This window comes from Kluyvera sp. 142486 (genome assembly GCF_046569695.1).
Classification (GTDB): Bacteria; Pseudomonadota; Gammaproteobacteria; order Enterobacterales; family Enterobacteriaceae; genus Kluyvera.
The window spans coordinates 127,861-150,961 of record NZ_JBKHUI010000009.1; the positions used below are offsets into that span (position 1 = coordinate 127,861).

21 protein-coding genes and 1 riboswitch are annotated in these 23,101 nt (G+C 55.3%); of the genes, 10 read left to right on the forward strand and 11 right to left on the reverse strand.

What is annotated here, in order from left to right; translation table 11 throughout:
* Positions 1-2: 2 nt before the first annotated feature.
* From ftsL to leuO, 7 genes are all read right to left on the reverse strand, one after another.
* Positions 3-368: a cell division protein FtsL gene (gene ftsL / locus ACLGE8_RS11975; protein ID WP_035893020.1), complete on the reverse strand. Its 366-nt coding sequence runs from the start codon at positions 366-368 to the stop codon at positions 3-5.
* The gene (gene rsmH / locus ACLGE8_RS11980) at positions 365-1,306 is read right to left on the reverse strand and encodes a 16S rRNA (cytosine(1402)-N(4))-methyltransferase RsmH (protein WP_185668559.1); all 942 of its coding nucleotides are present in this window, start codon (positions 1,304-1,306) and stop codon (positions 365-367) included. Before rsmH ends, ftsL begins: the two co-directional genes overlap by 4 nt.
* Before the next feature lie 2 nt (positions 1,307-1,308).
* Positions 1,309-1,767: a division/cell wall cluster transcriptional repressor MraZ gene (gene mraZ, locus ACLGE8_RS11985; RefSeq protein WP_185668561.1), complete on the reverse strand. Its 459-nt coding sequence runs from the start codon at positions 1,765-1,767 to the stop codon at positions 1,309-1,311.
* Between the two features lie 593 nt (positions 1,768-2,360).
* Positions 2,361-3,365: a catabolite repressor/activator gene (gene cra / locus ACLGE8_RS11990; protein ID WP_185668563.1), complete on the reverse strand. Its 1,005-nt coding sequence runs from the start codon at positions 3,363-3,365 to the stop codon at positions 2,361-2,363.
* A gap of 145 nt (positions 3,366-3,510) precedes the next feature.
* Positions 3,511-4,002: an acetolactate synthase small subunit gene (gene ilvN, locus ACLGE8_RS11995; protein WP_035893016.1), complete on the reverse strand. Its 492-nt coding sequence runs from the start codon at positions 4,000-4,002 to the stop codon at positions 3,511-3,513.
* A gap of 2 nt (positions 4,003-4,004) precedes the next feature.
* A complete protein-coding gene (gene ilvI, locus ACLGE8_RS12000) occupies positions 4,005-5,729 on the reverse strand; it encodes an acetolactate synthase 3 large subunit (RefSeq protein WP_410998712.1) in 1,725 nt (574 codons plus the stop codon).
* Positions 5,730-6,121: 392 nt separating this feature from the next.
* Complete coding sequence (leuO, locus tag ACLGE8_RS12005; protein ID WP_410998714.1) at positions 6,122-7,093, reverse strand: transcriptional regulator LeuO; 972 nt, start codon at positions 7,091-7,093, stop codon at positions 6,122-6,124.
* 600 nt (positions 7,094-7,693) lie between these two features.
* Here leuO and leuL point away from each other — a divergent pair.
* From leuL to leuD, 5 genes are all read left to right on the forward strand, one after another.
* A complete protein-coding gene (gene leuL / locus ACLGE8_RS12010) occupies positions 7,694-7,780 on the forward strand; it encodes a leu operon leader peptide (RefSeq protein ID WP_100249930.1) in 87 nt (28 codons plus the stop codon).
* Between the two features lie 91 nt (positions 7,781-7,871).
* A complete protein-coding gene (leuA, locus tag ACLGE8_RS12015; protein ID WP_185668569.1) occupies positions 7,872-9,443 on the forward strand; it encodes a 2-isopropylmalate synthase in 1,572 nt (523 codons plus the stop codon).
* Positions 9,443-10,534: a 3-isopropylmalate dehydrogenase gene (leuB, locus tag ACLGE8_RS12020; protein ID WP_185668571.1), complete on the forward strand. Its 1,092-nt coding sequence runs from the start codon at positions 9,443-9,445 to the stop codon at positions 10,532-10,534. Before leuA ends, leuB begins: the two co-directional genes overlap by 1 nt.
* Before the next feature lie 2 nt (positions 10,535-10,536).
* A complete protein-coding gene (gene leuC / locus ACLGE8_RS12025) occupies positions 10,537-11,937 on the forward strand; it encodes a 3-isopropylmalate dehydratase large subunit (protein ID WP_410998717.1) in 1,401 nt (466 codons plus the stop codon).
* Between the two features lie 12 nt (positions 11,938-11,949).
* Positions 11,950-12,555: a 3-isopropylmalate dehydratase small subunit gene (gene leuD / locus ACLGE8_RS12030; protein ID WP_185668575.1), complete on the forward strand. Its 606-nt coding sequence runs from the start codon at positions 11,950-11,952 to the stop codon at positions 12,553-12,555.
* A gap of 145 nt (positions 12,556-12,700) precedes the next feature.
* Here the strand turns inward: leuD and ACLGE8_RS12035 are convergent, their stop codons facing one another.
* Positions 12,701-13,879, reverse strand: coding sequence for a sugar efflux transporter (locus ACLGE8_RS12035; RefSeq protein WP_410998719.1), 1,179 nt, complete (start codon positions 13,877-13,879; stop codon positions 12,701-12,703).
* 83 nt (positions 13,880-13,962) lie between these two features.
* Positions 13,963-14,100, reverse strand: coding sequence for a glucose uptake inhibitor SgrT (gene sgrT, locus ACLGE8_RS12040; RefSeq protein WP_115074862.1), 138 nt, complete (start codon positions 14,098-14,100; stop codon positions 13,963-13,965).
* A gap of 98 nt (positions 14,101-14,198) precedes the next feature.
* Between sgrT and sgrR the strand changes: the two genes are divergently transcribed.
* The 4 genes from sgrR to thiQ all read left to right on the forward strand — a co-directional run bounded on the left by sgrR (position 14,199) and on the right by thiQ (position 19,272).
* On the forward strand, positions 14,199-15,854 hold the full coding sequence (sgrR, locus tag ACLGE8_RS12045) for an HTH-type transcriptional regulator SgrR (RefSeq protein ID WP_410998721.1): 1,656 nt from the start codon (positions 14,199-14,201) through the stop codon (positions 15,852-15,854).
* Between the two features lie 35 nt (positions 15,855-15,889).
* Positions 15,890-15,990: riboswitch (TPP riboswitch) on the forward strand.
* A gap of 30 nt (positions 15,991-16,020) precedes the next feature.
* Positions 16,021-17,004 carry a thiamine ABC transporter substrate binding subunit gene (gene thiB / locus ACLGE8_RS12050; protein WP_410998723.1) on the forward strand — a complete coding sequence of 328 codons (984 nt, stop codon included), beginning with the start codon at positions 16,021-16,023 and terminating at the stop codon, positions 17,002-17,004.
* The gene (gene thiP / locus ACLGE8_RS12055) at positions 16,980-18,590 is read left to right on the forward strand and encodes a thiamine/thiamine pyrophosphate ABC transporter permease ThiP (RefSeq protein WP_410998725.1); all 1,611 of its coding nucleotides are present in this window, start codon (positions 16,980-16,982) and stop codon (positions 18,588-18,590) included. Before thiB ends, thiP begins: the two co-directional genes overlap by 25 nt.
* Entirely contained in the window at positions 18,574-19,272 is a 699-nt protein-coding gene (thiQ, locus tag ACLGE8_RS12060) for a thiamine ABC transporter ATP-binding protein ThiQ (RefSeq protein ID WP_410998727.1), read from the forward strand. Before thiP ends, thiQ begins: the two co-directional genes overlap by 17 nt.
* 37 nt (positions 19,273-19,309) lie before the next feature.
* On the opposite strand, the gene ACLGE8_RS12065 is transcribed toward thiQ, so the two are convergent.
* Together ACLGE8_RS12065 and araC are read right to left on the reverse strand one after the other, a co-directional pair.
* Entirely contained in the window at positions 19,310-20,077 is a 768-nt protein-coding gene (locus ACLGE8_RS12065) for a DedA family protein (protein WP_410998729.1), read from the reverse strand.
* A 129-nt stretch (positions 20,078-20,206) separates the two neighbouring features.
* On the reverse strand, positions 20,207-21,052 hold the full coding sequence (araC, locus tag ACLGE8_RS12070; protein ID WP_185668583.1) for an arabinose operon transcriptional regulator AraC: 846 nt from the start codon (positions 21,050-21,052) through the stop codon (positions 20,207-20,209).
* 338 nt (positions 21,053-21,390) lie between these two features.
* On the opposite strand from araC, the gene araB reads away from it, so the two are divergent.
* A complete protein-coding gene (gene araB, locus ACLGE8_RS12075) occupies positions 21,391-23,097 on the forward strand; it encodes a ribulokinase (RefSeq protein WP_410998731.1) in 1,707 nt (568 codons plus the stop codon).
* Positions 23,098-23,101 lie beyond the last annotated feature (4 nt).

Genomic DNA, 23,101 nt, shown 5'->3' on the forward strand with positions numbered 1-23,101 from the left:
CCTTATTTCTGTACAACAATGTTTTCTTTTGATGGATCAACATGTTGCATCTGCAACTTTTCGGTAGCTATGCGTTCGACACGACTATGATCGCCAAGAGCATTCTCTTCGAGGATCAGGTTTCGCCACTCAATGTCTAACGCATCGCGCTCCAGCACCAACTGTTCTCGTTGGGCCGTTAACAGGCGGGTATGGTGGGCGGTCGTCACCACCGTTACCGCCGTGACAATGATGCAAATGAACAGACAGAGTGGCAGCTTCCCGAATTGCAAAAGGTCGTCGCGAATAACGCCAGGCAAGGCATGGCGCTCGCCGTTTCCTAACGACCCGGTTACTTTGCTTAGGGCTTCTGTCACTCTGCCGATCATGCGTTCGTCCTTTCTGCAATACGCAGTACTGAACTACGGGCACGCGGATTCTCTGCCACTTCATCTTCGCCCGGCATCAACTTGCCTAGCGCTCGTAAATGACGGCCACCCAGCTTCCTGAGTTGCTCTTCGGTCATCGGGATCCCCGCTGGAACCTGTGGACCGCGGCTTTGCTCACGCATAAAGCGTTTCACAATGCGGTCTTCCAGCGAATGGAAGCTGATAATCGACAGCCGCCCACCCGGGGCCAGCACGCCAAGCGAGCTTTTTAGCGCTTGCTCTATCTCCTCCAGCTCACTATTCACCCAAATGCGCACCGCCTGGAAGGTACGGGTTGCGGGGTGTTTGAATTTGTCTTTCACCGGCATGGCCGCTGCGATAACTTCCGCCAGCTCTTTGGTGCGGGTCATCGGCTGCTCGCGATTACGCTCGACAATGGCGCGAGCGATACGTTTCCCAAAGCGTTCTTCGCCAAAGGTTTTAATCACCCAGGCAATATCCGCTTCTTCTGCCGTTTGCAGCCATTCAGCTGCTGACTGACCGCGGGTTGGGTCCATACGCATGTCCAGCGGGCCATCGCGCATAAAGGAGAAACCACGTTCAGCATCATCAAGCTGCGGTGAAGAAACGCCAAGATCGAGAAGGATACCGTCGATCTTGCCGACAAGGTCGCGCTCGGCAACGTAGTCCGCCAGCGCAGAGAAAGGGCCATGTACGATGGAAAAGCGTGGATCATCGATGGTCTTCGCCACCGCAATCGCTTCTGGATCGCGATCGATCGCAATCAAACGCCCCTGCTCGCCAAGCTGCGACAGAATAAGGCGCGAGTGACCACCGCGACCAAAAGTACCATCAATATAGATACCGTCAGGACGAATATTCAGACCGTTAACGGCCTCATCCAGCAGTACCGTGGTGTGTTTAAAATTTTCCATCATATTTATAAGGACAAATCCTGCAATCGCTCCGACAGCGCCCCTGAAGCAGATTGCTCAGCGTCGATATCTTCCTTGACCTGTTGATACCAGGCCGTTTCATCCCACAGTTCAAATTTGTTGAACTGCCCGACCAGCATCACTTCTTTGGTCAATCCGGCGTGTTGCCGTAGAACCGGCGCAATCAACAATCGCCCGGCATTATCCATCTGGCATTCGCTGGCATGTCCTAACAGCAATCGCTGTACGCGACGCTCAACGGGATTCATGCTCGACAAACGCGAGAGTTTTTGCTCGATAATTTCCCATTCAGGCAGAGGATAAAGCAGCAGGCAGGGGTGATGAATGTCAATGGTACAAACCATTTGACCGGTAGCGCTCTCAACTAGCTGGTCCCGATATCGGACAGGGACGGCTAAGCGCCCTTTGCTGTCGAGATTGACTAACGTTGCCCCCCGGAACATGCCAGCTTCACCCCCGATTACCACTTTACCCCACAAATTCCCACTTTAAGGAGTTTACGGAGCAGAGGAAAAGCTTGTCAAGCCAGCATGAATGCCAACAGAGTCCAAAAAACCACTATTTGCGGCCGACAATAGCCCTGATTAATAATTATCCAACAGACGAGGCAAATTAACGCCATGAATACCCGTAAGAAAAATAGAGGCTGATTCACATGCCGTTAACGCGACTTAATATCATCAAAAGAATATATAAAGTGTCAGTTTGCGACGCGAGCGGCATTTTAGGACATTCTGTTCCTCGTTAACAGTCCCTCTGGCGCGCCCTTGCAACGAATTCGGAGCAGAGAGATTGCTCATTCTGGTAGGTAAGCTATGAAGTGTTTGTTATTTCGGCAATCCGCTGCGAGAATGTAACAAAATAATACACAAATAATTTAATTTTACTTTGTGTTCACATTATTAAGCACTATTCCGCGATCTTAGCGGGGTAATTAAATAGAGGGCTAACCAAAATGGAGAATTATCTTAATTAAGATTTGAAAGGCTTTTTTTGTTCAATGAAGGCCACTATTCGCAGCCTTCACTGAAAGAGCCTATCGACGGCTCAGGCTACCGCGACGATAAAGATTACGACGGATACGGCTCAAGCCAGGCTTCGGCTTACGCGGTTCGTCGAGGCTTGCCAGCACAATCTCCAGCACGCGTTCGGCAACATCACGGTGGCGCTGGGCAACCGCAAGCACCGGACACTGCAGGAAATCGAGCAGTTCATTATCGCCAAAGGTCGCAATCGCTAGATCGGTCGGCAGCTTGCCTTCACGACGCAACGTCACGTCCATCACCCCTTGCAACAGCGCAAACGACGTAGTGAACAACGCCTGCGGCATCGGATGCGTTTCCAGCCATTTTTCAAACAGCTGCGCCGCCGCTTCACGTTCGTAGCTATTCGCATACAGGAAGTGCACATCGCGCGGGTCATCTTTCCATGCGGTACGGAAGCCCTGCTCACGCAGGAAGCTCACCGACAGCTCCGGCAACGCGCCAAGGTAAAGTACGGTTTCTGCCGGGAAGGTACGCAGTTCTGCAGCAAGCATTTCCGCATCGTCCTGGTCGGCGCCCACGACGCTGGTGAAGTGTTCGCGATCGAGCGCGCGATCAAGCGCGACAATCGGGAACGAATCATTCGCCCAACGCTGGTAGAAAGGATGCTCCGGCGGCAGCGACGTTGACACGATGATCGCATCAACCTGACGTTGCAGCAGGTGCTCAATACAGCGCATTTCGTTATCAGGCTGATCTTCCGAGCAGGCAATCAGCAGTTGATAGCCGCGCTGGCGGGCCTGGCGTTCAAGATAGTTTGCAATGCGCGTGTAGCTGGTGTTTTCCAGATCGGGAATAACCAGCCCAATAGAACGAGTGCGTCCTGCACGCAGACCGGCGGCTACCGCGTTAGGATGGTAGTTATGCTCACGCACAACGGCCATCACTTTTTCGACAGTCTTGTCGCTGACGCGGTACTGCTTCGCTTTGCCGTTAATCACATAGCTGGCGGTGGTTCGGGAAACACCGGCAAGCCGGGCGATTTCATCCAGTTTCACAATTGCCCCTTGCTTTATAAGTATAATCCGTAACATCTAAACGCAGATTGATCTCATCGGCAATAGCTTTTCTTCGCACTTATTGCTGATTTCGCAAAAAAAAGCCCGACTTCAGGCCGGGCTACGATAAAGCGATGAGAGGTGATTAACGCATAATCTTGTCGCCACGCGACAAACCGACCACGCCGGAGCGCGCCACCTCAACAATTCTGGCGACGTCGCGCAGTGAAGCAAGGAAGGCGTCCAGCTTGTCGCTCGTCCCCGCCAGCTGCACGGTATAGAGCGATGGCGTAACGTCGATGATCTGCCCACGGAAGATTTCCGTGTTGCGCTTGACTTCGTCGCGACCATAGCCGCTGGCCTGGACCTTCACCAGCATGATTTCACGTTCAACGTGAGCGCCCTGCCCCAGCTCGTTCACCCGTAGTACGTCTACCAGCTTGTGCAGCTGCTTTTCGATCTGCTCGATGGTTTTTTCATCGCCGACCGTCTGGATAGTCATACGGGATAGCGTCGGATCGTCGGTCGGTGCGACGGTCAGACTTTCAATGTTGTAACCGCGTTGCGAAAAGAGGCCAATCACGCGCGACAGCGCGCCGGACTCGTTTTCCAGTAATACAGATAATATCCGGCGCATAATCAGGTTCTCTCCGTTTTGCTCAGCCACATCTCGTCCATTGCCCCGCCGCGAATCTGCATCGGGTAGACGTGCTCGCTGCCGTCGACGCAGACGTCGACAAAGACCAGACGGTTATTGCGCACCTGCTCAAGCGCCTGTGCAAGCTTACTCTCAAGCTCAGCGGGCTCGGTGATACGAATGCCAACATGACCGTAGGCCTCCGCCAGACGAACAAAATCCGGCAGCGACTGCATATAGGACTGTGAGTGACGGCCAGAATAGATCATATCCTGCCACTGCTTCACCATGCCCAGATAACCGTTGTTCAGGTTTAGTACCAGCACCGGCAGTTCGTACTGCAGCGCAGTTGAGAGCTCCTGAATGTTCATCTGAATACTGCCGTCGCCCGTCACGCAGACCACGGTCTCTTCCGGCAGCGCCATCTTCACGCCAAGCGCCGCCGGCAGGCCGAAGCCCATGGTACCGAGGCCACCGGAATTGATCCAACGACGCGGTTTATCAAACGGGTAGTACAGCGCGGCAAACATCTGATGCTGGCCTACATCTGAGGTGACGTACGCATCACCGTTAGTCAGCTTCCAGATGGTTTCCACTACCGCCTGCGGCTTAATCTGCCCGCTTTGAGTGTCATATTTCAGGCACTGACGCGCTCGCCATTGCTCGATTTGCTGCCACCAGTCACGGATCTCATCCAGCGGCTGCGCGGCGCTTTCCTGATCCAACAGCTCCAGCATTTGATCCAGCACTTGCCCCGCATCGCCGACGATCGGAATATCCGCCGGTACCGTTTTAGAGATCGACGTTGGATCGATATCGATGTGCAGCACCGTGGCATCCGGGCAGTACTTCGCCAGATTGTTGGTGGTGCGATCGTCAAAACGCACCCCGACGGCGAAAATCACGTCGGAGTGGTGCATCACCATATTAGCTTCATAGGTGCCGTGCATACCCAGCATACCCAGCGCCTGACGATGCGTCGCCGGGAAACCGCCCAGCCCCATCAGCGAAGAGGTCACCGGCAGGTTCAGTTTTTCAATCAGCGTACGCAACTGCGTGTGACATTCGGCGTTCACCACGCCACCGCCCACGTATACCACCGGTTTTTTCGCCGCGATAAGCGTCTGCAGCGCACGTTTTATCTGGCCTTTATGGCCGGTGGTGGTTGGGTTGTAAGAACGCATGCTGACCGCATCAGGCCAGACGTACGGCAGTTTCTTAGCCGGGTTCATAATATCTTTTGGCAGGTCAACTACCACTGGGCCAGGGCGGCCGCTGGCTGCCAGCCAGAAAGCCTTCTTGAGCACGCCTGGAATATCTTCAGTCTGCTTCACCAGGAAACTGTGCTTCACCACCGGGCGCGAGATCCCGACCATGTCACATTCCTGGAAGGCATCATAGCCAATCAGCGACGTCGCTACCTGACCGGACAGCACGACCAGTGGAATCGAGTCCATATAGGCTGTGGCAATACCGGTGATAGCGTTTGTCGCCCCAGGGCCGGAGGTGACCAGCACCACGCCCACTTCCCCGGTCGCACGCGCCAGGCCATCGGCCATATGCACCGCCGCCTGTTCATGGCGCACCAGCACATGGTCAATACCTCCTACCGTATGCAGCGCGTCATAAATATCGAGGACAGCGCCTCCAGGGTAGCCAAATACCTGCTTTACGCCCTGATCGATTAACGATCGGACGACCATCTCGGCTCCAGACAACATCTCCATGGTTTGCCTCCCGGCTTCTGTGCTTAATGGCCCGAGAATTCATTTCTCTACGACCATGCGCCAGCGGTACACGGTGCGCCCACTGCCGCTAAATTATCGGTAACGACCTAACATAACCGCTCGCTACAAGGCAGGCAATTCACACGTCTGGAGTAGAAGCCATACTAAAAAGAGGAAAAATAAAGGGAAAAGAGAGAATGGTGGTTGATTACTTCAATGCCAGGAAAAGAAGGGCGTAGATACTCGGACGAATTGAACCATTACAGCAAAACCTGCATTTTTCACTTTATTGCACCAACGACTCGCGAGCAATAACAGCACAATATTTTTATTTATATTAAAAAAACAAAACAAACAGAATGCCAACGCACTCTGTTTGCCTTCGAGGTCGATTATTGCTGATGGCATGCGTTAATCAGCAACTCTTCCATCCATTGATGGCCTTTATCGCGACCGGCCGCTTCATGCCATGAAAGGTAGCAGGTACGGCTATTTAACTTCATTGGTAGCGGTAAAATCTGCAGGCCGAGTTGTTGGGAAAACTCTTCAGCCAGACGGCGTGGCGCCACGGCGACCAACTGGGTCTGAGAAACAACATTCAGTACGCTAATCAGCGCCATACCCTGGTAGGCTACGCGGCTTAGCTTATCATTGGTGTCATACCACGGCTGGCTAAACGACGCATAGCGATCGAGAGAAACAACGGCATGCTCTTCATTATAAATCTCGGCTTCCGTCACCGGACCATGCACTCGTGGGTGCTTGTTGCTCGCCACCAGAACCATTTCATCATTAAAGAGTGGAATGCAGGCGAACTCAGGGCGGCGGAACTCTTCATAGCCCAGCACAAACTCAATTTCCTGATAGCGCAACTGATGTTCGGTGTTTTGATTTAATGATGATTTGAAAACCATATGAATATGCGGCGCAACCTCATTCACTTTATTGAGAATGATGGAAGTCAGATAATTATCGAGAGGGCTGCATACACAAAGATTAAATACGCGTTCGCTGCTCAATGGTTCAAAACCTGAGCCGGGTAATTCATTTTGCACCAGTTGCAATGCTTGACGCACGGAACCAAACAACTGGAATGCACGCGCCGTTGGCTGAATACCGCGCCCATAGCGCACAAATAATTCATCATTGAACATGACTTTCAGGCGAGCGACAGCATTACTGACCGCAGGCTGCGACATGCCTAGCATATGGGCTGCACGCGTAATGTTTTGTTCCTGCATCACCGCATCAAATACGGTCAGCAAATTTAAATCAACCATCCGGAGCTGGGGTTTATTTCCTTCATTAGTTGATGTGCGTTGCTGCTCCGGCGCATTAATTACGCTATCAGACTCCAATGTCATACAAAACTCCCTTTGCAAAATAGCAGAAATATATTGAGGCTATATGATTTACCATGCATATAAGATCCAAAGAAGAGAATTCAATAAAAAATAGGAATATATAAAGAGGCAAAGTAATATTATTGATGAGTAAAAACCGACCTCATCTATATCACCAAGCGAATGACACATAGTTTACTCATAGATCAGGCGAATACACAACAATCCAAAATCGGAATAATAAATTAAGTTTTACTAAAGTGTTTTATTTTCTCGATTTTAAAATTAACATTTTATATCAAAAACGGCTTTTATCGATTTACAAAACAAGACCATATTTTAGATAATCATTTATTTATCATACAGATAGAATCAACCTTAAGAAATGTCAAACTCATGAGCATTTACGATGAATCATGTTCAGATACGACAAAGTATGTAATTCGTGAATTAATAGAAGAAACTATCCTCTAGAGATAACGGTATTCTTCAGCACAATTAGCTAATTCAGCCGTTTCGTTTCCATAACGAAATCCCTTTCATTTCGTACGTCAGGCTTGACATCAGAAACCATATCCAGTACCACTAAAAGCATATCGAATTCATCTGGAGAATGATGACATGTTCCGTACCACTCGCTTCAACGGCCTACTACTACTAAACGCCTCTTCTGTGCGCGGTAGGCTGGTGTGCGACGTTCAACGTTAAGTCATCATCAGTTAAACGAAAAACCCGCGCCGCTGCGCGGGTTTTTTTATGCTCGTAGCAAGGCGCCCCAAGTTAACCAAGGACCTAAACCATGAGCCAGCAAGTCATTATTTTTGATACGACCTTACGTGATGGTGAACAGGCATTACAGGCAAGCCTGAGTGTGAAAGAGAAACTGCAGATTGCCTTTGCTCTCGAGCGTATGGGCGTTGACGTGATGGAAGTCGGGTTTCCGGTCTCTTCTCCGGGCGATTTTGAATCGGTACAGACCATCGCACGCAACATTAAAAACAGCCGCGTCTGTGCGCTGGCTCGCTGCGTAGAGGCGGATATTGACGTTGCCGCCGAGTCCTTAAAAGTGGCTGAGGCATTCCGGATTCATACTTTTATTGCCACCTCGCCAATGCATATCGCCACCAAGCTGCGCAGCACGCTGGACGAAGTCATCGAGCGCGCAATCTATATGATCAAGCGAGCACGTAATTACACTGATGACGTCGAATTCTCCTGTGAAGATGCCGGTCGTACTCCAATTGACCAGTTGGCGCGCGTCGTAGAGGCCGCGATTAACGCTGGTGCGACCACCATCAACATTCCAGATACCGTCGGCTACACCCTGCCGTTTGAATTCTCCAACATTATTACCGGCCTGTACGAACGCGTGCCAAACATCGATAAAGCGATTATCTCCGTTCACACCCATGACGACCTGGGCATGGCGGTCGGTAACTCTCTGGCAGCGGTCCATGCGGGCGCTCGTCAGGTTGAAGGCGCGATGAACGGCATCGGTGAGCGCGCGGGTAACTGCTCGCTGGAAGAAGTCATCATGGCGATTAAAGTGCGCAAAGACATTATGAACGTGCACACCGCCATCAACCACAACGAAATCTGGCGTACCAGCCAGACCGTCAGCCAGATCTGCAACATGCCGATCCCGGCCAACAAAGCTATCGTCGGTACCGGCGCGTTTGCTCACTCCTCCGGTATCCACCAGGACGGCGTGCTGAAGAACCGCGAAAACTACGAAATCATGACCCCTGAGTCCATCGGTCTGAACCAGGTACAGCTGAACCTGACCTCCCGCTCTGGTCGTGCCGCAGTGAAACACCGCATGGAAGAGATGGGCTACAAAGATACCGACTACAACATGGACCATCTGTACGACGCGTTCCTGAAGCTGGCAGACAAAAAAGGCCAGGTCTTCGATTACGATCTGGAAGCGCTGGCGTTCATCAACAAACAGCAGGAAGAGCCAGAGCATTTCCGCCTGGACTACTTCAGCGTGCAGTCAGGCTCCAGCGATATCGCCACTGCATCTGTGAAGCTGGCCTGCGGTGAAGAAACCAAAGCCGAAGCCGCTAACGGTAACGGCCCTGTAGACGCCATTTATCAAGCAATTAACCGTATTACCGGCTACGACATTGAGCTGGTGAAATACGACCTGAACGCCAAAGGCCAGGGCAAAGACGCGCTGGGCCAGGTCGATATCGTCGTTAACTATAACGGTCGTCGCTTCCACGGCGTCGGTCTGGCAACGGATATCGTTGAATCCTCCGCCAAAGCAATGGTTCACGTGCTGAACAACATCTGGCGCGCCGCAGAAGTTGAAAAAGAGTTGCAACGCAAAATTAAGAATAACGAGAACAACAAGGAAACCGTGTAATGTCGAAGAACTACCATATTGCTGTGTTACCAGGTGACGGTATTGGCCCGGAAGTCATGACACAGGCATTGAAAGTACTGGAAGCCGTGCGTCAACGTTTTGATATGCGCATTACCACCAGCCATTACGACGTGGGCGGCATCGCCATCGACCGTCATGGCGAACCGCTGCCGAAGGCGACCGTTGACGGTTGCGACCAGGCAGACGCCATTCTGTTTGGCTCCGTGGGCGGCCCGAAATGGGAAAACCTGCCGCCGAACCAGCAGCCAGAGCGCGGCGCGCTGCTGCCGCTGCGTAAGCACTTCAAGCTGTTCAGCAACCTGCGTCCAGCGAAGCTGTACCAGGGTCTGGAAGAGTTTTGCCCGCTGCGCGCCGATATCGCCGCTAACGGCTTCGACATCCTGTGCGTCCGTGAACTGACCGGCGGCATCTACTTCGGCCAGCCGAAGGGTCGTGAAGGCAGCGGCCAGCACGAGAAAGCATTTGATACCGAGGTGTATCACCGTTTTGAGATCGAACGTATCGCCCGTATCGCGTTTGAATCCGCGCGTAAACGTCGTCACAAAGTGACCTCAATCGATAAATCCAACGTGCTGCAGTCCTCTATTCTGTGGCGCGAAATCGTCAGCGAAATCAGCAAAGAGTATGCCGACGTTGAACTGGCGCACATGTATATCGACAACGCCACCATGCAGTTGATTAAAGATCCGTCGCAGTTCGACGTGGTGCTGTGCTCCAACCTGTTCGGCGACATTCTCTCCGACGAGTGTGCGATGATCACCGGCTCGATGGGCATGCTGCCGTCTGCCAGCCTGAACGAAGAAGGTTTTGGCCTGTACGAGCCAGCCGGTGGCTCCGCCCCGGATATCGCGGGCAAAAACATCGCCAACCCGATTGCGCAAATCCTCTCTCTGGCGCTGCTGCTGCGCTACAGCCTGGACGCCAACGACGCGGCCACCGCCATTGAAAATGCCATTAACCGCGCGCTGGAAGAAGGCGTACGGACCAGTGATTTAGCTCGCGGCGCCGCGGCAGTCAGTACCGATGAAATGGGCGACATCATCGCCCGCTATGTTGCCGAAGGGGTGTAATCATGGCGAAGACCTTATACGAAAAGTTGTTTGATGCTCACGTGGTTTATGAAGCGCCAAACGAAACGCCGCTGCTGTATATCGACCGCCACCTGGTGCACGAAGTCACGTCACCGCAGGCGTTTGATGGTCTGCGTGCGCACAACCGTCCGGTGCGTCAGCCGGGTAAAACCTTCGCCACCATGGATCACAACGTCTCTACCCAGACCAAAGACATCAACGCTTCCGGCGAGATGGCGCGCATACAGATGCAGGAGCTGATTAAGAACTGCAACGAGTTCGGCGTTGAGCTGTATGACCTGAACCACCCATATCAGGGCATCGTGCACGTGATGGGGCCAGAACAGGGCGTTACCCTGCCGGGCATGACCATCGTCTGCGGTGACTCCCATACTGCAACGCACGGCGCATTCGGCGCACTGGCGTTTGGTATCGGCACCTCCGAAGTGGAACACGTGCTGGCAACCCAGACCCTGAAGCAGGGTCGCGCCAAAACCATGAAGATTGAAGTGAACGGCAAAGCCGCGCCGGGCATCACCGCGAAAGATATCGTGCTGGCAATTATCGGCAAAACCGGCAGCGCTGGCGGCACCGGGCACGTGGTCGAATTCTGCGGTCAGGCCATCCGTGACCTGAGCATGGAAGGCCGTATGACGCTGTGCAACATGGCTATCGAACTGGGTGCGAAAGCGGGCCTGGTAGCACCGGACCAGACCACCTTCAACTACGTGGAAGGCCGTTTGCATGCGCCGAAAGGCAAAGATTTTGACGAGGCGGTCGCCTACTGGCAGACCCTGAAAACCGACGATGGCGCCACTTTCGACAGCGTGGTCACCCTGCAAGCGGAAGAAATTGCGCCGCAGGTGACCTGGGGCACCAACCCAGGCCAAGTTATCTCCGTGAATGACAATATTCCGGACCCTGCCTCCTTTAACGATCCGGTAGAACGCGCCAGCGCCGAGAAAGCACTGGCCTATATGGGCCTGAAGCCAGGCATTCCGCTGACCGACGTTGCTATTGATAAAGTGTTTATCGGCTCCTGCACCAACTCGCGTATTGAAGATTTACGCGCGGCAGCGGAAATAGCTAAAGGCCGTAAAGTCGCCCCAGGCGTACAGGCTCTGGTTGTGCCTGGCTCCGGCCCGGTGAAAGCGCAGGCGGAAGCGGAAGGTCTGGATAAGATCTTTATCGAAGCGGGCTTTGAATGGCGTCTGCCGGGCTGCTCCATGTGTCTGGCAATGAACAACGACCGCCTGAACCCGGGTGAGCGCTGCGCCTCTACCAGCAACCGTAACTTTGAAGGCCGTCAGGGCCGCGGTGGCCGTACCCATCTGGTCAGCCCGGCAATGGCCGCAGCGGCCGCGGTAACCGGCCATTTCGCCGACATTCGTAGCTTGAAATAAGGAAACACCATCATGGCTGAGAAATTTACCCAACATACGGGACTGGTGGTGCCGCTGGATGCCGCGAACGTCGATACCGATGCCATCATTCCAAAGCAGTTTTTGCAGAAAGTGACCCGCACCGGCTTTGGCGCGCACCTGTTTAACGACTGGCGCTTCCTCGACGACAAAGGCGAGCAGCCGAACCCAGAGTTCGTACTGAACTTCCCTGAGTTCAAAGGCGCTTCCATTTTGCTGGCGCGCGAAAACTTCGGCTGCGGTTCGTCACGCGAACACGCACCGTGGGCGTTGACCGACTACGGTTTTAAAGTGGTGATTGCCCCAAGCTTCGCCGATATCTTTTACGGCAACAGCTTTAACAACCAGCTGCTGCCGGTCACCCTGAGCGATGCGCAGGTCGACGAAATGTTTGAATTGGTGAAAGCCAACCCGGGCATTACGTTTGAAGTGGATCTGGAAGCACAGGTGGTGAAGGCGGGGGAGAAATCCTACAGCTTTAAAATTGACGACTTCCGTCGCCACTGCATGCTGAACGGGCTGGATAGTATTGGCCTGACGCTGCAGCATGAAGACGCTATTTCTGCTTACGAAAACAAGCAGCCGGCGTTTATGCAGTAACCCGTCACATCGCTGCCTCCCCGGAGGCGGCGCGTTCGCGCCCTGTCCGGGCTACAAACGCGTGCCAATTGTAGGCCGGATAAGGCGTTTACGCCGCCATCCGGCGTAGCCCGGCCGAGCGCATCGACGCCGGGACTGCACCACACTAAACGTCCTTCACCCGCCCGGTCATCACCAGCGTCACCACTGAAATCCCAGCAATCACCCAGTACACCGAGAAGTGGCCAAAGCTCTGCGCCAGCGCACCCTGAATAATCCCCGCCAGAATCACCCCGGTTGAAATGCTGTTGGTAAACAGCGTGGTTGCGGCCCCCGCACGACCCGGCATCAGGTCCTGGAACCACAGCATACCAATCCCGGCGACAATACCGATAAACACCGCGTTGAACAGCTGGAGCACCAGCAGCGATGTGTGGCTGTGGAAGAAAATCAATCCGACGTAGAACAGCACTCCGGCGGCCACCGCCGTTACCATCATCCGCCGCTTACCAAAGCGCTTCACATAGTAACCCGCGAGGATCATCGCCGGAATTTCCAGCCCCGCCGCCGTGCCCATCAGGATCCCCGCCAGGCTATCCGGCAGGCCGAGATCGCTGCTGATCCACAACGGCATGTCGATGATATACATGGTGTTGCAGGTCCACATCAGCGTGGAAGCGATAAACAGCATCCGCACGTTGCTATCTTTCCAGCCGCTAATCTGGTTCTGTACCACGTCGGTGGGCTGTTCGACCCTCGCCACCGACGGTAGCGTCAGGGCGATCAGCGCCAGGCTGATGACGAAAATGGCGGCAGCAATGGAAAACATGGCGGTAAAGCCATAGTTGAGCGCCAGCATAAAGGCCAGCGGCGGGCCAATCACCCACGCCAGCGACAGTTGCGCACGCATTACCGAACTGAACATCACCACTTCGCGCGCCGAGCTATCGGCATATTCGCGCGCCAGCGCGAACAGCTGCGGCATAGCGGCGTTGGCGATCGAGGCCAGCAGCACACCGCAGGTAATCAGCGTCAGGTAGTGGCGGTTGAAGGCGAAGAGCAGCGCGTTACCCACCGCCATCAGGCAGCAGAACATGATCAGCTTACGGCGATCGCCCCGGTTATCGGATCGTTTTGCCAGCCCGAGGCTGACGACTATCCCGGCGATGGCGTTGACGGTGTAGAACAGCCCTACCCAAAACGGCTGTGCCCCGACCTCACGACTAAGAAACAGGCTCAGCGTCGGTGCCTGCAAAGCGCCCGCTATCCCCATCATAAATGCCACCAGCATAAAGGCGGCATACACACCGTTGAGACGTCGTCCCATCGTCATTAACCAGAGCATCAGAAATCCTTTCGCAAAAGAATAAAAAAAAGCCAGCAGATGATACCTGCTGGCAAATACTCAGTCACACATGATTAGGCGAATTAATACTCAGAGGTCGGGTTCGTAACTTCCCACTGCATCAGATAGTTCAGCACTTCAAGCCGCTGTGCAGTCGCCTGACGGGCCAGCCAGGAAACATTTTTGGTGGCAGAGAAATAACGCCGGTAGAACTGATACATGGTGACCTCCTCATTTCCCCTTCGCTTCATCGAAATCAATTATTGGCTTAATATAGGGATTAATAAATTGCTGAGTTTTTATCAGGAGTTCCCCTTTTATGCCTTCAGGTCGATTACAGCAGCAGTTCATCCGTTTGTGGCAGTGCTGTGAGGGAAAATCACAGGAAACCACGCTCAACGCACTGGCCGAGCTGCTGAGCTGCTCCCGCCGCCATATGCGCACGCTGTTAAACACCATGGAGGCGCGCGGATGGTTGACCTGGGAGGCGGAAGCCGGGCGCGGTAAGCGCTCTAAGCTGACTTTCCTCTATACCGGGCTGGCGCTTCAGCAGCAGCGCGCGGAAGACCTGCTTGAGCAGGATAGGATCGATCAACTGGTGCAACTGGTCGGTGACAAGGCTGCGGTGCGTCAGATGCTGGTGTCACATCTGGGCCGCAGCTTCCGTCAGGGGCGACATATTCTGCGGGTGCTTTACTACCGTCCTATGCGTAATTTGCTGCCGGGAACAGCGCTCCGGCGCTCGGAAACCCATATTGCGCGGCAAATCTTCAGCGCGCTGACCCGGGTAAATGAGGTAAATGGGGAACTAGAAGCGGATATTGCGCATCATTGGCAGGCCATATCCCCATTACACTGGCGTTTTTACTTGCGTCCCGGCATTCATTTTCATCACGGCCGCGAACTGGAGATGGACGACGTTATCAGTTCACTGCATCGCAGCATGACGCTGTCGCTCTTTTCCAACATCACGCGCATTCATTCCCCTACCGCCTGGACGCTCGATGTCCATCTGAGCGAGCCCGACCGCTGGCTGCCATGGCTGCTGGGCCAGGTATCAGCGATGATTCTGCCGCGTGAGTGGCAATCGCTCAGCGATTTCTCGCGCATGCCGGTGGGTACCGGGCCGTATGCCGTCGCCCGCAACAATCAAAACCAGCTGAAGATTCATGCGTTTGATGACTATTTCGGTTTCCGGGCGCTGATTGACGAGGTGAACGTTTGGGTGCTGCCGGAAATCAGCGACGAGCCGAACGGCGGCCTGACGCTTCAGGGTACCACCCAGAGCGAAAAAGCGGTGGAAAGCCGCCTCGAAGAGGGCTGCTACTATCTGCTGTTTGACGCGCGCAGTTCACGCGGCAACAACCCGGCGGTACGTCAGTGGCTGAGCCACATTTTCCACCCGAACAACCTGCTGTATCACGCGGGCGAGCAGCACCAGAGCCACTGGTTCCCGGCCTACGGCCTGCTGCCCCGATGGCACCATGCCCGCAGCCACGCCTGCGAGAAACCGGCAGGTCTTGAGTCGGTCACCCTCACCTACTACCGCGATCACGTTGAACACCGGACGATCGGTCAGATCATGGAAGCGCTGCTGGCGGCCCATCAGGTCAAACTGGTTATTCAGGAAGTGGATTACGACGAGTGGCATCGCGGGGAAGTGGTCAGCGATATTTGGCTGAACAGCGCCAACTTTACGCTACCGCTCGACTTCTCGATCTTTGCCTACCTTTATGAAGTGCCGCTGATCCGCCACTGTATTCCCATCGACTGGGAGCAGGACGCGCAGCGCTGGCGCATAGGAGAACTTTCACTGCCCGACTGGTGCCAAAGTCTGCTGGCAAATCAGTCCATTGTACCGCTGATCCACCACTGGCTGATGCTACAAGGCCAGCGCAGTATGCGCGGCGTTCGCATGAACACCCTGGGCTGGTTCGACTTTAAATCGGCCTGGTTTGCACCGCCGGATCCTTAAGGCTTTTGATTTATTCACGTAATCATTACAATGTGCCGTTCTCAACGGGGTGCTGCGCCGAGTGCGCGAGCTGAGAAAATACCCGTCGAACCTGATCCGGATAATCCCGGCGAAGGGATTTGAGGCTAACTCAAAATCCTTTGCCACCATTTTATAAAGGTGCAAAGTGCTCAAAAAATTACTCCCCCTGCTGGTGCTGGTTGCCGCTCCGGCCCTCGCCAAACCTGTACTGACTGTCTACACCTATGATTCCTTTGCCGCCGACTGGGGCCCTGGCCCGGCGGTGAAAAAAGCGTTTGAAGCCGACTGCAATTGCGAGCTGAAGTACGTGGCGCTGGAAGACGGCGTTTCGCTGCTCAACCGTCTGCGCATGGAAGGCAAAAACAGCAAAGCCGACGTGGTGCTGGGGCTGGATAACAACCTGCTGCAGGCAGCAACCGACACCAAGCTGTTTGCTAAAAGCAACGTTCCCGCCACCGCCGTTACCGTACCGGGCGGCTGGAACAACGACACCTTCGTGCCGTTCGACTACGGTTACTTCGCCTTCGTCTACGATAAAAACAAGCTGAAGAACCCGCCGAAAAGCCTGAAGGAACTGGTTGAGAGCGACCAGAAATGGCGCGTAATTTATGAAGACCCACGCACCAGCACGCCGGGCCTTGGCCTGCTGCTGTGGATGCAAAAACTCTACGGTGACAAAGCCCCGGAAGCCTGGCAGAAACTGGCGGCGAAAACGGTCACCGTCACCAAAGGCTGGAGTGAAGCCTACGGTCTGTTCCTGAAAGGGGAAAGCGACCTGGTGCTGAGCTACACCACCTCTCCGGCGTACCACATTATCGACGAAAAGAAGGACAACTACGCGGCGGCGAACTTTAGCGAAGGCCACTATCTGCAGGTGGAAGTGGCAGCGAAAACCGCAGCCAGCAAACAGCAGAAACTGGCTGACGAGTTCCTGAAGTTTATGGTCTCTCCGGCCTTCCAGAACACCATTCCAACCGGCAACTGGATGTATCCGGTGACCAACGTCACGCTGCCAGAAGGCTTTAATGGCCTGGTGAAACCGCAAACTGCGCTGGAATTCACCCCGCAGCAGGTGGCCTCCGAACGTCAAAACTGGATTAACGCATGGCTTCGCGCAGCCAGCCGCTAATCCCTCGCTGGCTGTATCCAGGGCTGACGGCAACCACGCTGATGGTTGCCGTCGCGCTGGCGGCGTTTCTGGCGCTGTGGCTAAACGCGCCGGAAACGTCGTGGTCAACGCTGCTCGGCGATAGCTATCTGTGGCACGTGGTGCGTTTCTCCTTCTGGCAGGCGTTCCTGTCGGCGCTGCTGTCGGTCGTCCCCGCGATTTTCCTTGCCCGGGCGCTTTACCGACGGCGTTTCCCAGGCCGCACGCTGCTGCTGCGGTTGTGCGCGATGACGCTGATTCTCCCGGTGCTGGTCGCCGTCTTCGGCATTCTGAGCGTATACGGTCGCCAGGGCTGGCTGGCCCAGCTTTTTGCCTGGCTTGGCTGGCAGTGGAGCTTCTCGCCCTACGGCCTGCAGGGCATTTTGCTGGCGCACGTCTTCTTTAATATGCCAATGGCGACCCGTCTGCTATTACAGGCGCTGGAGCAGATCCCCGGCGAGCAGCGCCAGCTTGCTGCTCAACTGGGAATGCGCGGCTCCCCGTTCTTCCGTCTGGTGGAGTGGCCGTGGATGCGTCGGCAGATCCTGCCCATCGCCACCCTGATTTTCATGCTCTGCTTCGCCAGCTTTGCCACCGTGCTTTCACTCGGCGGCGGGCCTTCCGCGACGACCATCGAGCTGGCTATCTACCAGTCGCTGAATTTTGATTATGATCCGGCACGCGCAGCGATGCTGGCGCTGATTCAGATGGGGTGTTGTCTGATGCTGGTGCTATTAAGCCAACGATTAAGCCGGGCGATTGCCGTCGGCAACAGCCACGTTCACGGCTGGCGCGACCCGGATGACCGCTGGCACAGCCGGGTAACCGACACACTGTTGATTCTCCTCACCCTGCTGCTGCTGCTGCCCCCGCTGCTGGCGGTGGTGGTTGACGGCATCAACCCATCCATGTTCCAGGTCTTTACCCAGCCGGTACTTTGGCAAGCGCTGGGCACCTCGTTACGCATCGCCATTGCCGCCGGAGTTATCTGCGTGGCGCTAACCATGATGCTGCTGTGGAGCAGCCGCGAGCTGCGCGCCCGCAACCAGCCGCTGGCCGGGCAGGCAATCGAGCTGAGCGGTATGCTGATCCTCGCCATGCCGGGTATCGTACTGGCGACCGGCTTCTTTCTGCTACTCAACAATACCGTCGGTCTACCCGACTCCGCCGACGGCATTGTGATTTTCACCAACGCCCTGATGGCGGTACCTTATGCCCTCAAGGTGCTGGAAACGCCGATGCGCGATATTACCGCCCGTTACAGCATTCTGTGCGAATCGCTGGGGCTTTCTGGTTTTAATCGCCTGAAGGTGGTTGAACTGCGCGCCCTGAAACGCCCACTGGCGCAGGCGCTGGCCTTTGCCTGCGTGCTGTCGATTGGTGATTTCGGCGTGGTGGCGCTGTTCGGCAATGAGAATTTCCGTACGCTGCCGTTTTATCTCTACCAGCAAATCGGCGCCTACCGCAGCCAGGATGGCGCGGTCACCGCGTTGATTTTGCTGCTGCTCTGCTTCCTGCTGTTCACCGTTATTGAAAAGTTACCCGGACGCCATGCTAAAACTGAATGATGTCACCTGGCTTTACCAGCACCTGCCGATGCGCTTTAGCACCTCGATTGCTCAGGGCGAAAAAGTGGCTATTCTCGGCCCCAGCGGCGCGGGGAAATCGACGCTGCTGAACCTGATTGCCGGCTTTCTGACGCCCGCCAGCGGCACATTGATGCTTGAAGGCCGGGTGCATACCCATACGCCACCGTCGCAGCGCCCGGTGTCGATGTTATTTCAGGAAAACAATCTCTTCAGCCATCTGACCGTACGCCAGAACATAGGGCTGGGCATGAGTCCACGCCTGGCGCTCACCGCTGAGCAACAGCGAAAATTACAGGTGATTGCCGGGCAGATGGGCATTGAGTCGATGCTGGACAGGCTGCCAGGAGAACTCTCCGGCGGGCAACGCCAACGCGCCGCGTTGGCGCGTTGTCTGGTACGCGAGCAGCCGATTTTACTGCTGGATGAACCCTTTTCAGCGCTCGACCCGGCGCTGCGTCAGGAGATGCTACAGCTGGTTGATGAAGTGTGTCAGCGGCAAAACTTAACGTTGCTGATGGTTTCACACAGCGTCGAGGATGCGGCAAGGATTGCGCCGCGCGCGATGGTGGTCGCGGAAGGGCGTATCGCCTGGGATGGCGACACGCAGGCGTTATTGAGCGGGAAAGCCAGCGCGTCTGCGCTGCTGGGGATTCGGGCGTGATGTTCTGCCGGATGGCGGCTGCGCCTTATCCGGCACACTACAGCCCCACAACCTTCCGCAAAATCTCGATATATACCGGCATCAGCGGGTGGCGAATCACGCTCACCAGCGCCACCACACCTACACCCAGCATCAGCGGCGCCAGCAGCAGCAGGCGCTGGCGCGTTAACAGCGCGCTCAGGCGATCGTGATTCTCTTTTGCGCTGCGCCATAAGCGCCAGCAGAGCCACGCCGCCAGCCACAGCAGCAGCGCCGCCGCCAGCAGCAGCCATTTAAAGCTCGCGCTGTGCTCATCCGCAGGAATGTCGATAGCTGCCCCGGCGAGAATACCGGGCAGGAAGTAGAGCGGCGGCCACAGCAGGCAGCCAATAATATTAGGGGTAATAAACTTAGAAACCGGTAGGTCAAGCATACCGGCGACCATCGGCACTAGCGGGCGCGTTGGGCCGACGAAACGCCCTACCAAAATGGTGAACATGCTGTGCTGATGGAGCGCATGCTCGGTTTTATCCAGCAGCGCCTTGTTTTTCTTCATAAATGACCAGCGGTGCAGCGGCTTTTTAAAGCGCCAGCCCAGCCAGAAAGAGACCCAATCGCCCAGCAGGCAGCCAATAATGCCCACCAGCCACGCCTGCCAGAAGTTCACCTCACCGCTGCCGATAAGCGCGCCCAGCCCCGCCATCATCACGGTCCCCGGCAGAATCAACCCGACCAGCGCCAGAGATTCCAGAAACGCCACCAGTGCCACCGCAATCAGCGAATAGGTCGTGGACTGAGTAATAAAGTGTTCCAGCAGTGCTTGCATAGTGTGTCCGGTTTGAAAACGAAGCAGGGATTCTCCAGAGCGTCTCCCCCATCGTCAAGCCTTCAATTGTCTTTAGAGTTTACTGGCAAAGACAAAAACCAACACACCGCATTTCCTTTTCTTTACTTTTTATTCACATCCCGCGCGGAATTCGCTGGGGCTCGCGCCGGTGCATTTTTTAAATACGCGGGAGAAATAGAGCTGATCCTCAAAGCCAACGTTGCGCCCCACCGTGGCGATAGGCATGCGCGTGGTACTGAGCAGCAGTTTAGCCTGGCTGATGCGCTGATCCTCGCGCCAGCTCAGCACGCTCACCCCAAGCTGCTGGCGGAATAGATGCGACAGACGCGACGGCGACAGGCACACGTGCTGCGCGACGCTGGCGATATCGAAATGGCTATCTGCAAGGTGGTCGCTGATGTACTGGCAGGCATCGCGTACGCGGTTGTCCATCGGCGGATGCAGCGATTCATTGATGGCTTCCATACGGCGCAGCAGCAACTGCTCCAGCAGGTTAATCGCCAGATGCTCAGAGTAGCGCCCGATGCCCTGCCCGGCGTCGATAATCTTGCCAAAAAGCTCGGAGATCTCCGCCTGATGCGCTTCATCCGGGCGATAAAAACCGGTCTGCGCGACGATGGCTGGCCAGTTGAGCCACTCGTGCCAATAGGCGCGCGGGCGGAAGTAGACCCATTGGTGATACCACTCGCTGGCGTCCGGATGGCGACCATAGTGATGAATCTCACCCGGAGGGAACAGCAGCATATCGCCCTGTCGGCAGACGAACTGCTTGCCCTGATTCTCTATTACCCCTTCACCGCGCACCGTCAGGTTGAGGATAAACCCCTTCATACCCAGCGGACGATCGATAAAGAAATCCAGATAGCCACCGGCTTCAATCGGCGTTAAGCCCGCCACCAGATGGGCGTTAAATGAATAGCCCGGTAGCAGGGGATCGTTTTGCATTTCAGCCATGGCTGCTCGCTCTCGCTTATCTCAGAAGAAACCAATTATCCATATTCGGCTTTTTAGCGTTATCCCCAGCATAGTTTAGGCGCAATGTCGGCCTTGCTTCAGACATCCCTTGATGAACAAGGCATTCAGAGAGCAAATCCGCAAATCAGCCCTCTTCAGGGTAACAACTAAAGTGTCTATAAAGACGGCAGAAAAGTCCACATTGAATATTTGCACGGCGTCACACTTTGAATGGTCACAGCAAGATTATCCATAAGATTAGCGGTTCCAGCCTGACGGTTTTTGGCGGGGATATCTACTGTTTCACTATCACGTATTCTTTGAGATGGAGTAACACGATGGCAATCGCAATTGGCCTCGATTTTGGCAGTGACTCAGTCCGCGCCCTGGCGGTAGATTGTGCGACGGGTGAAGAGATCGCGACCAGCGTCGAATGGTATCCACGCTGGCAGGAAGGGCGTTTCTGCGACGCGCCAAATAACCGTTTTCGCCACCATCCACGCGACTATATCGAATCAATGGAAGCCGCGCTGAAAGGCGTACTGGCTGAACTCTCCAGCGCACAACGTGCTGATGTCGTCGGCATTGGCGTCGACAGCACCGGCTCTACGCCTGCGCCTATTGATGCCGACGGTAACGTCCTGGCACTCAAAGAGGAGTTTGCCGACAACCCGAACGCCATGTTCGTGCTGTGGAAAGACCACACCGCGGTAGAAGAGGCGGAAGCCATCACCCGCCTGTGCCACCAGCCGGGCAAAGAAGACTACTCCCGCTATATTGGCGGCATTTATTCCAGCGAATGGTTTTGGGCCAAAATCCTGCACGTTACCCGCGAAGATAGCGCGGTGGCGCAGGCTGCCGCCTCGTGGATTGAGCTGTGCGACTGGGTGCCTGCTCTGCTCTCCGGTACGACTCGCCCGCAGGATATTCGCCGTGGCCGCTGCAGCGCCGGGCATAAATCCCTGTGGCACGACAGCTGGGGCGGTCTGCCGCCTGCGGCGTTCTTCGATGAGCTTGACCCTATTCTGAATCAGCACCTGCCGTGCCCGCTGTTTAGCGAAACCTGGACGGCAGATATTCCGGTCGGCCACCTGACCGCCGACTGGGCCGAACGCCTGGGGCTTTCCACCAAAGTGGCGATCTCCGGTGGCGCATTCGACTGCCATATGGGTGCCGTGGGCGCAGGTGCTCAGCCCAATGCGCTGGTGAAAGTTATCGGCACCTCAACCTGCGACATCTTAATTGCCGACAAAAACAGCGTCGGCAACCGCACGGTAAAAGGCATCTGCGGTCAAGTTGACGGCAGCGTGGTGCCGAACTTTATCGGCATGGAAGCGGGTCAGTCTGCCTTCGGCGATATCTACGCCTGGTTTGGCCGCGTGCTGGGCTGGCCGCTGGAACAGCTTGCAGCTCAACACCCAGAGCTGAAAGCGCAGATCAAAGACAGCCAAAAACAGCTGCTGCCAGCCCTGACAGAAGCCTGGGCTAACAACCCGTCGCTTGACCATCTCCCCGTAGTTCTAGACTGGTTTAACGGCCGCCGTACCCCGAACGCCAACCAGCGTTTGAAAGGGGTGATCACCGACTTAAACCTCGCCACTGACGCCCCGGCGCTGTTCGGCGGGCTGATTGCCGCTACCGCTTTTGGCGCCCGCGCCATTATGGAGTGTTTCACCGAGCAAGGTATTCCGGTTAACAACGTCATGGCGCTGGGCGGCATCGCCCGTAAAAACCGCGTCATCATGCAGGCCTGCTGCGACGTTCTGAACCGTCCGCTGCAAATTGTCGCCTCTGACCAATGCTGTGCGCTGGGCGCGGCCATTTTCGCCGCCGTCGCCGCTGGCGTACATAGCGATATTCCGGCGGCCCAGCAACAAATGGCAAGCCGCGTCGAACACACCTTACAGCCGCGTCCACAGCAGGCTCAGCGCTTTGAAGAGCTTTATCAGCGCTACCTGCAGTGGGCCGTGAGCGCCGAACAACACTATCTCCCTGCTGCATCCGCAGAAAAATCCGCGGCCTCTCAGGCAGCCCTGACTCATTAAGGAT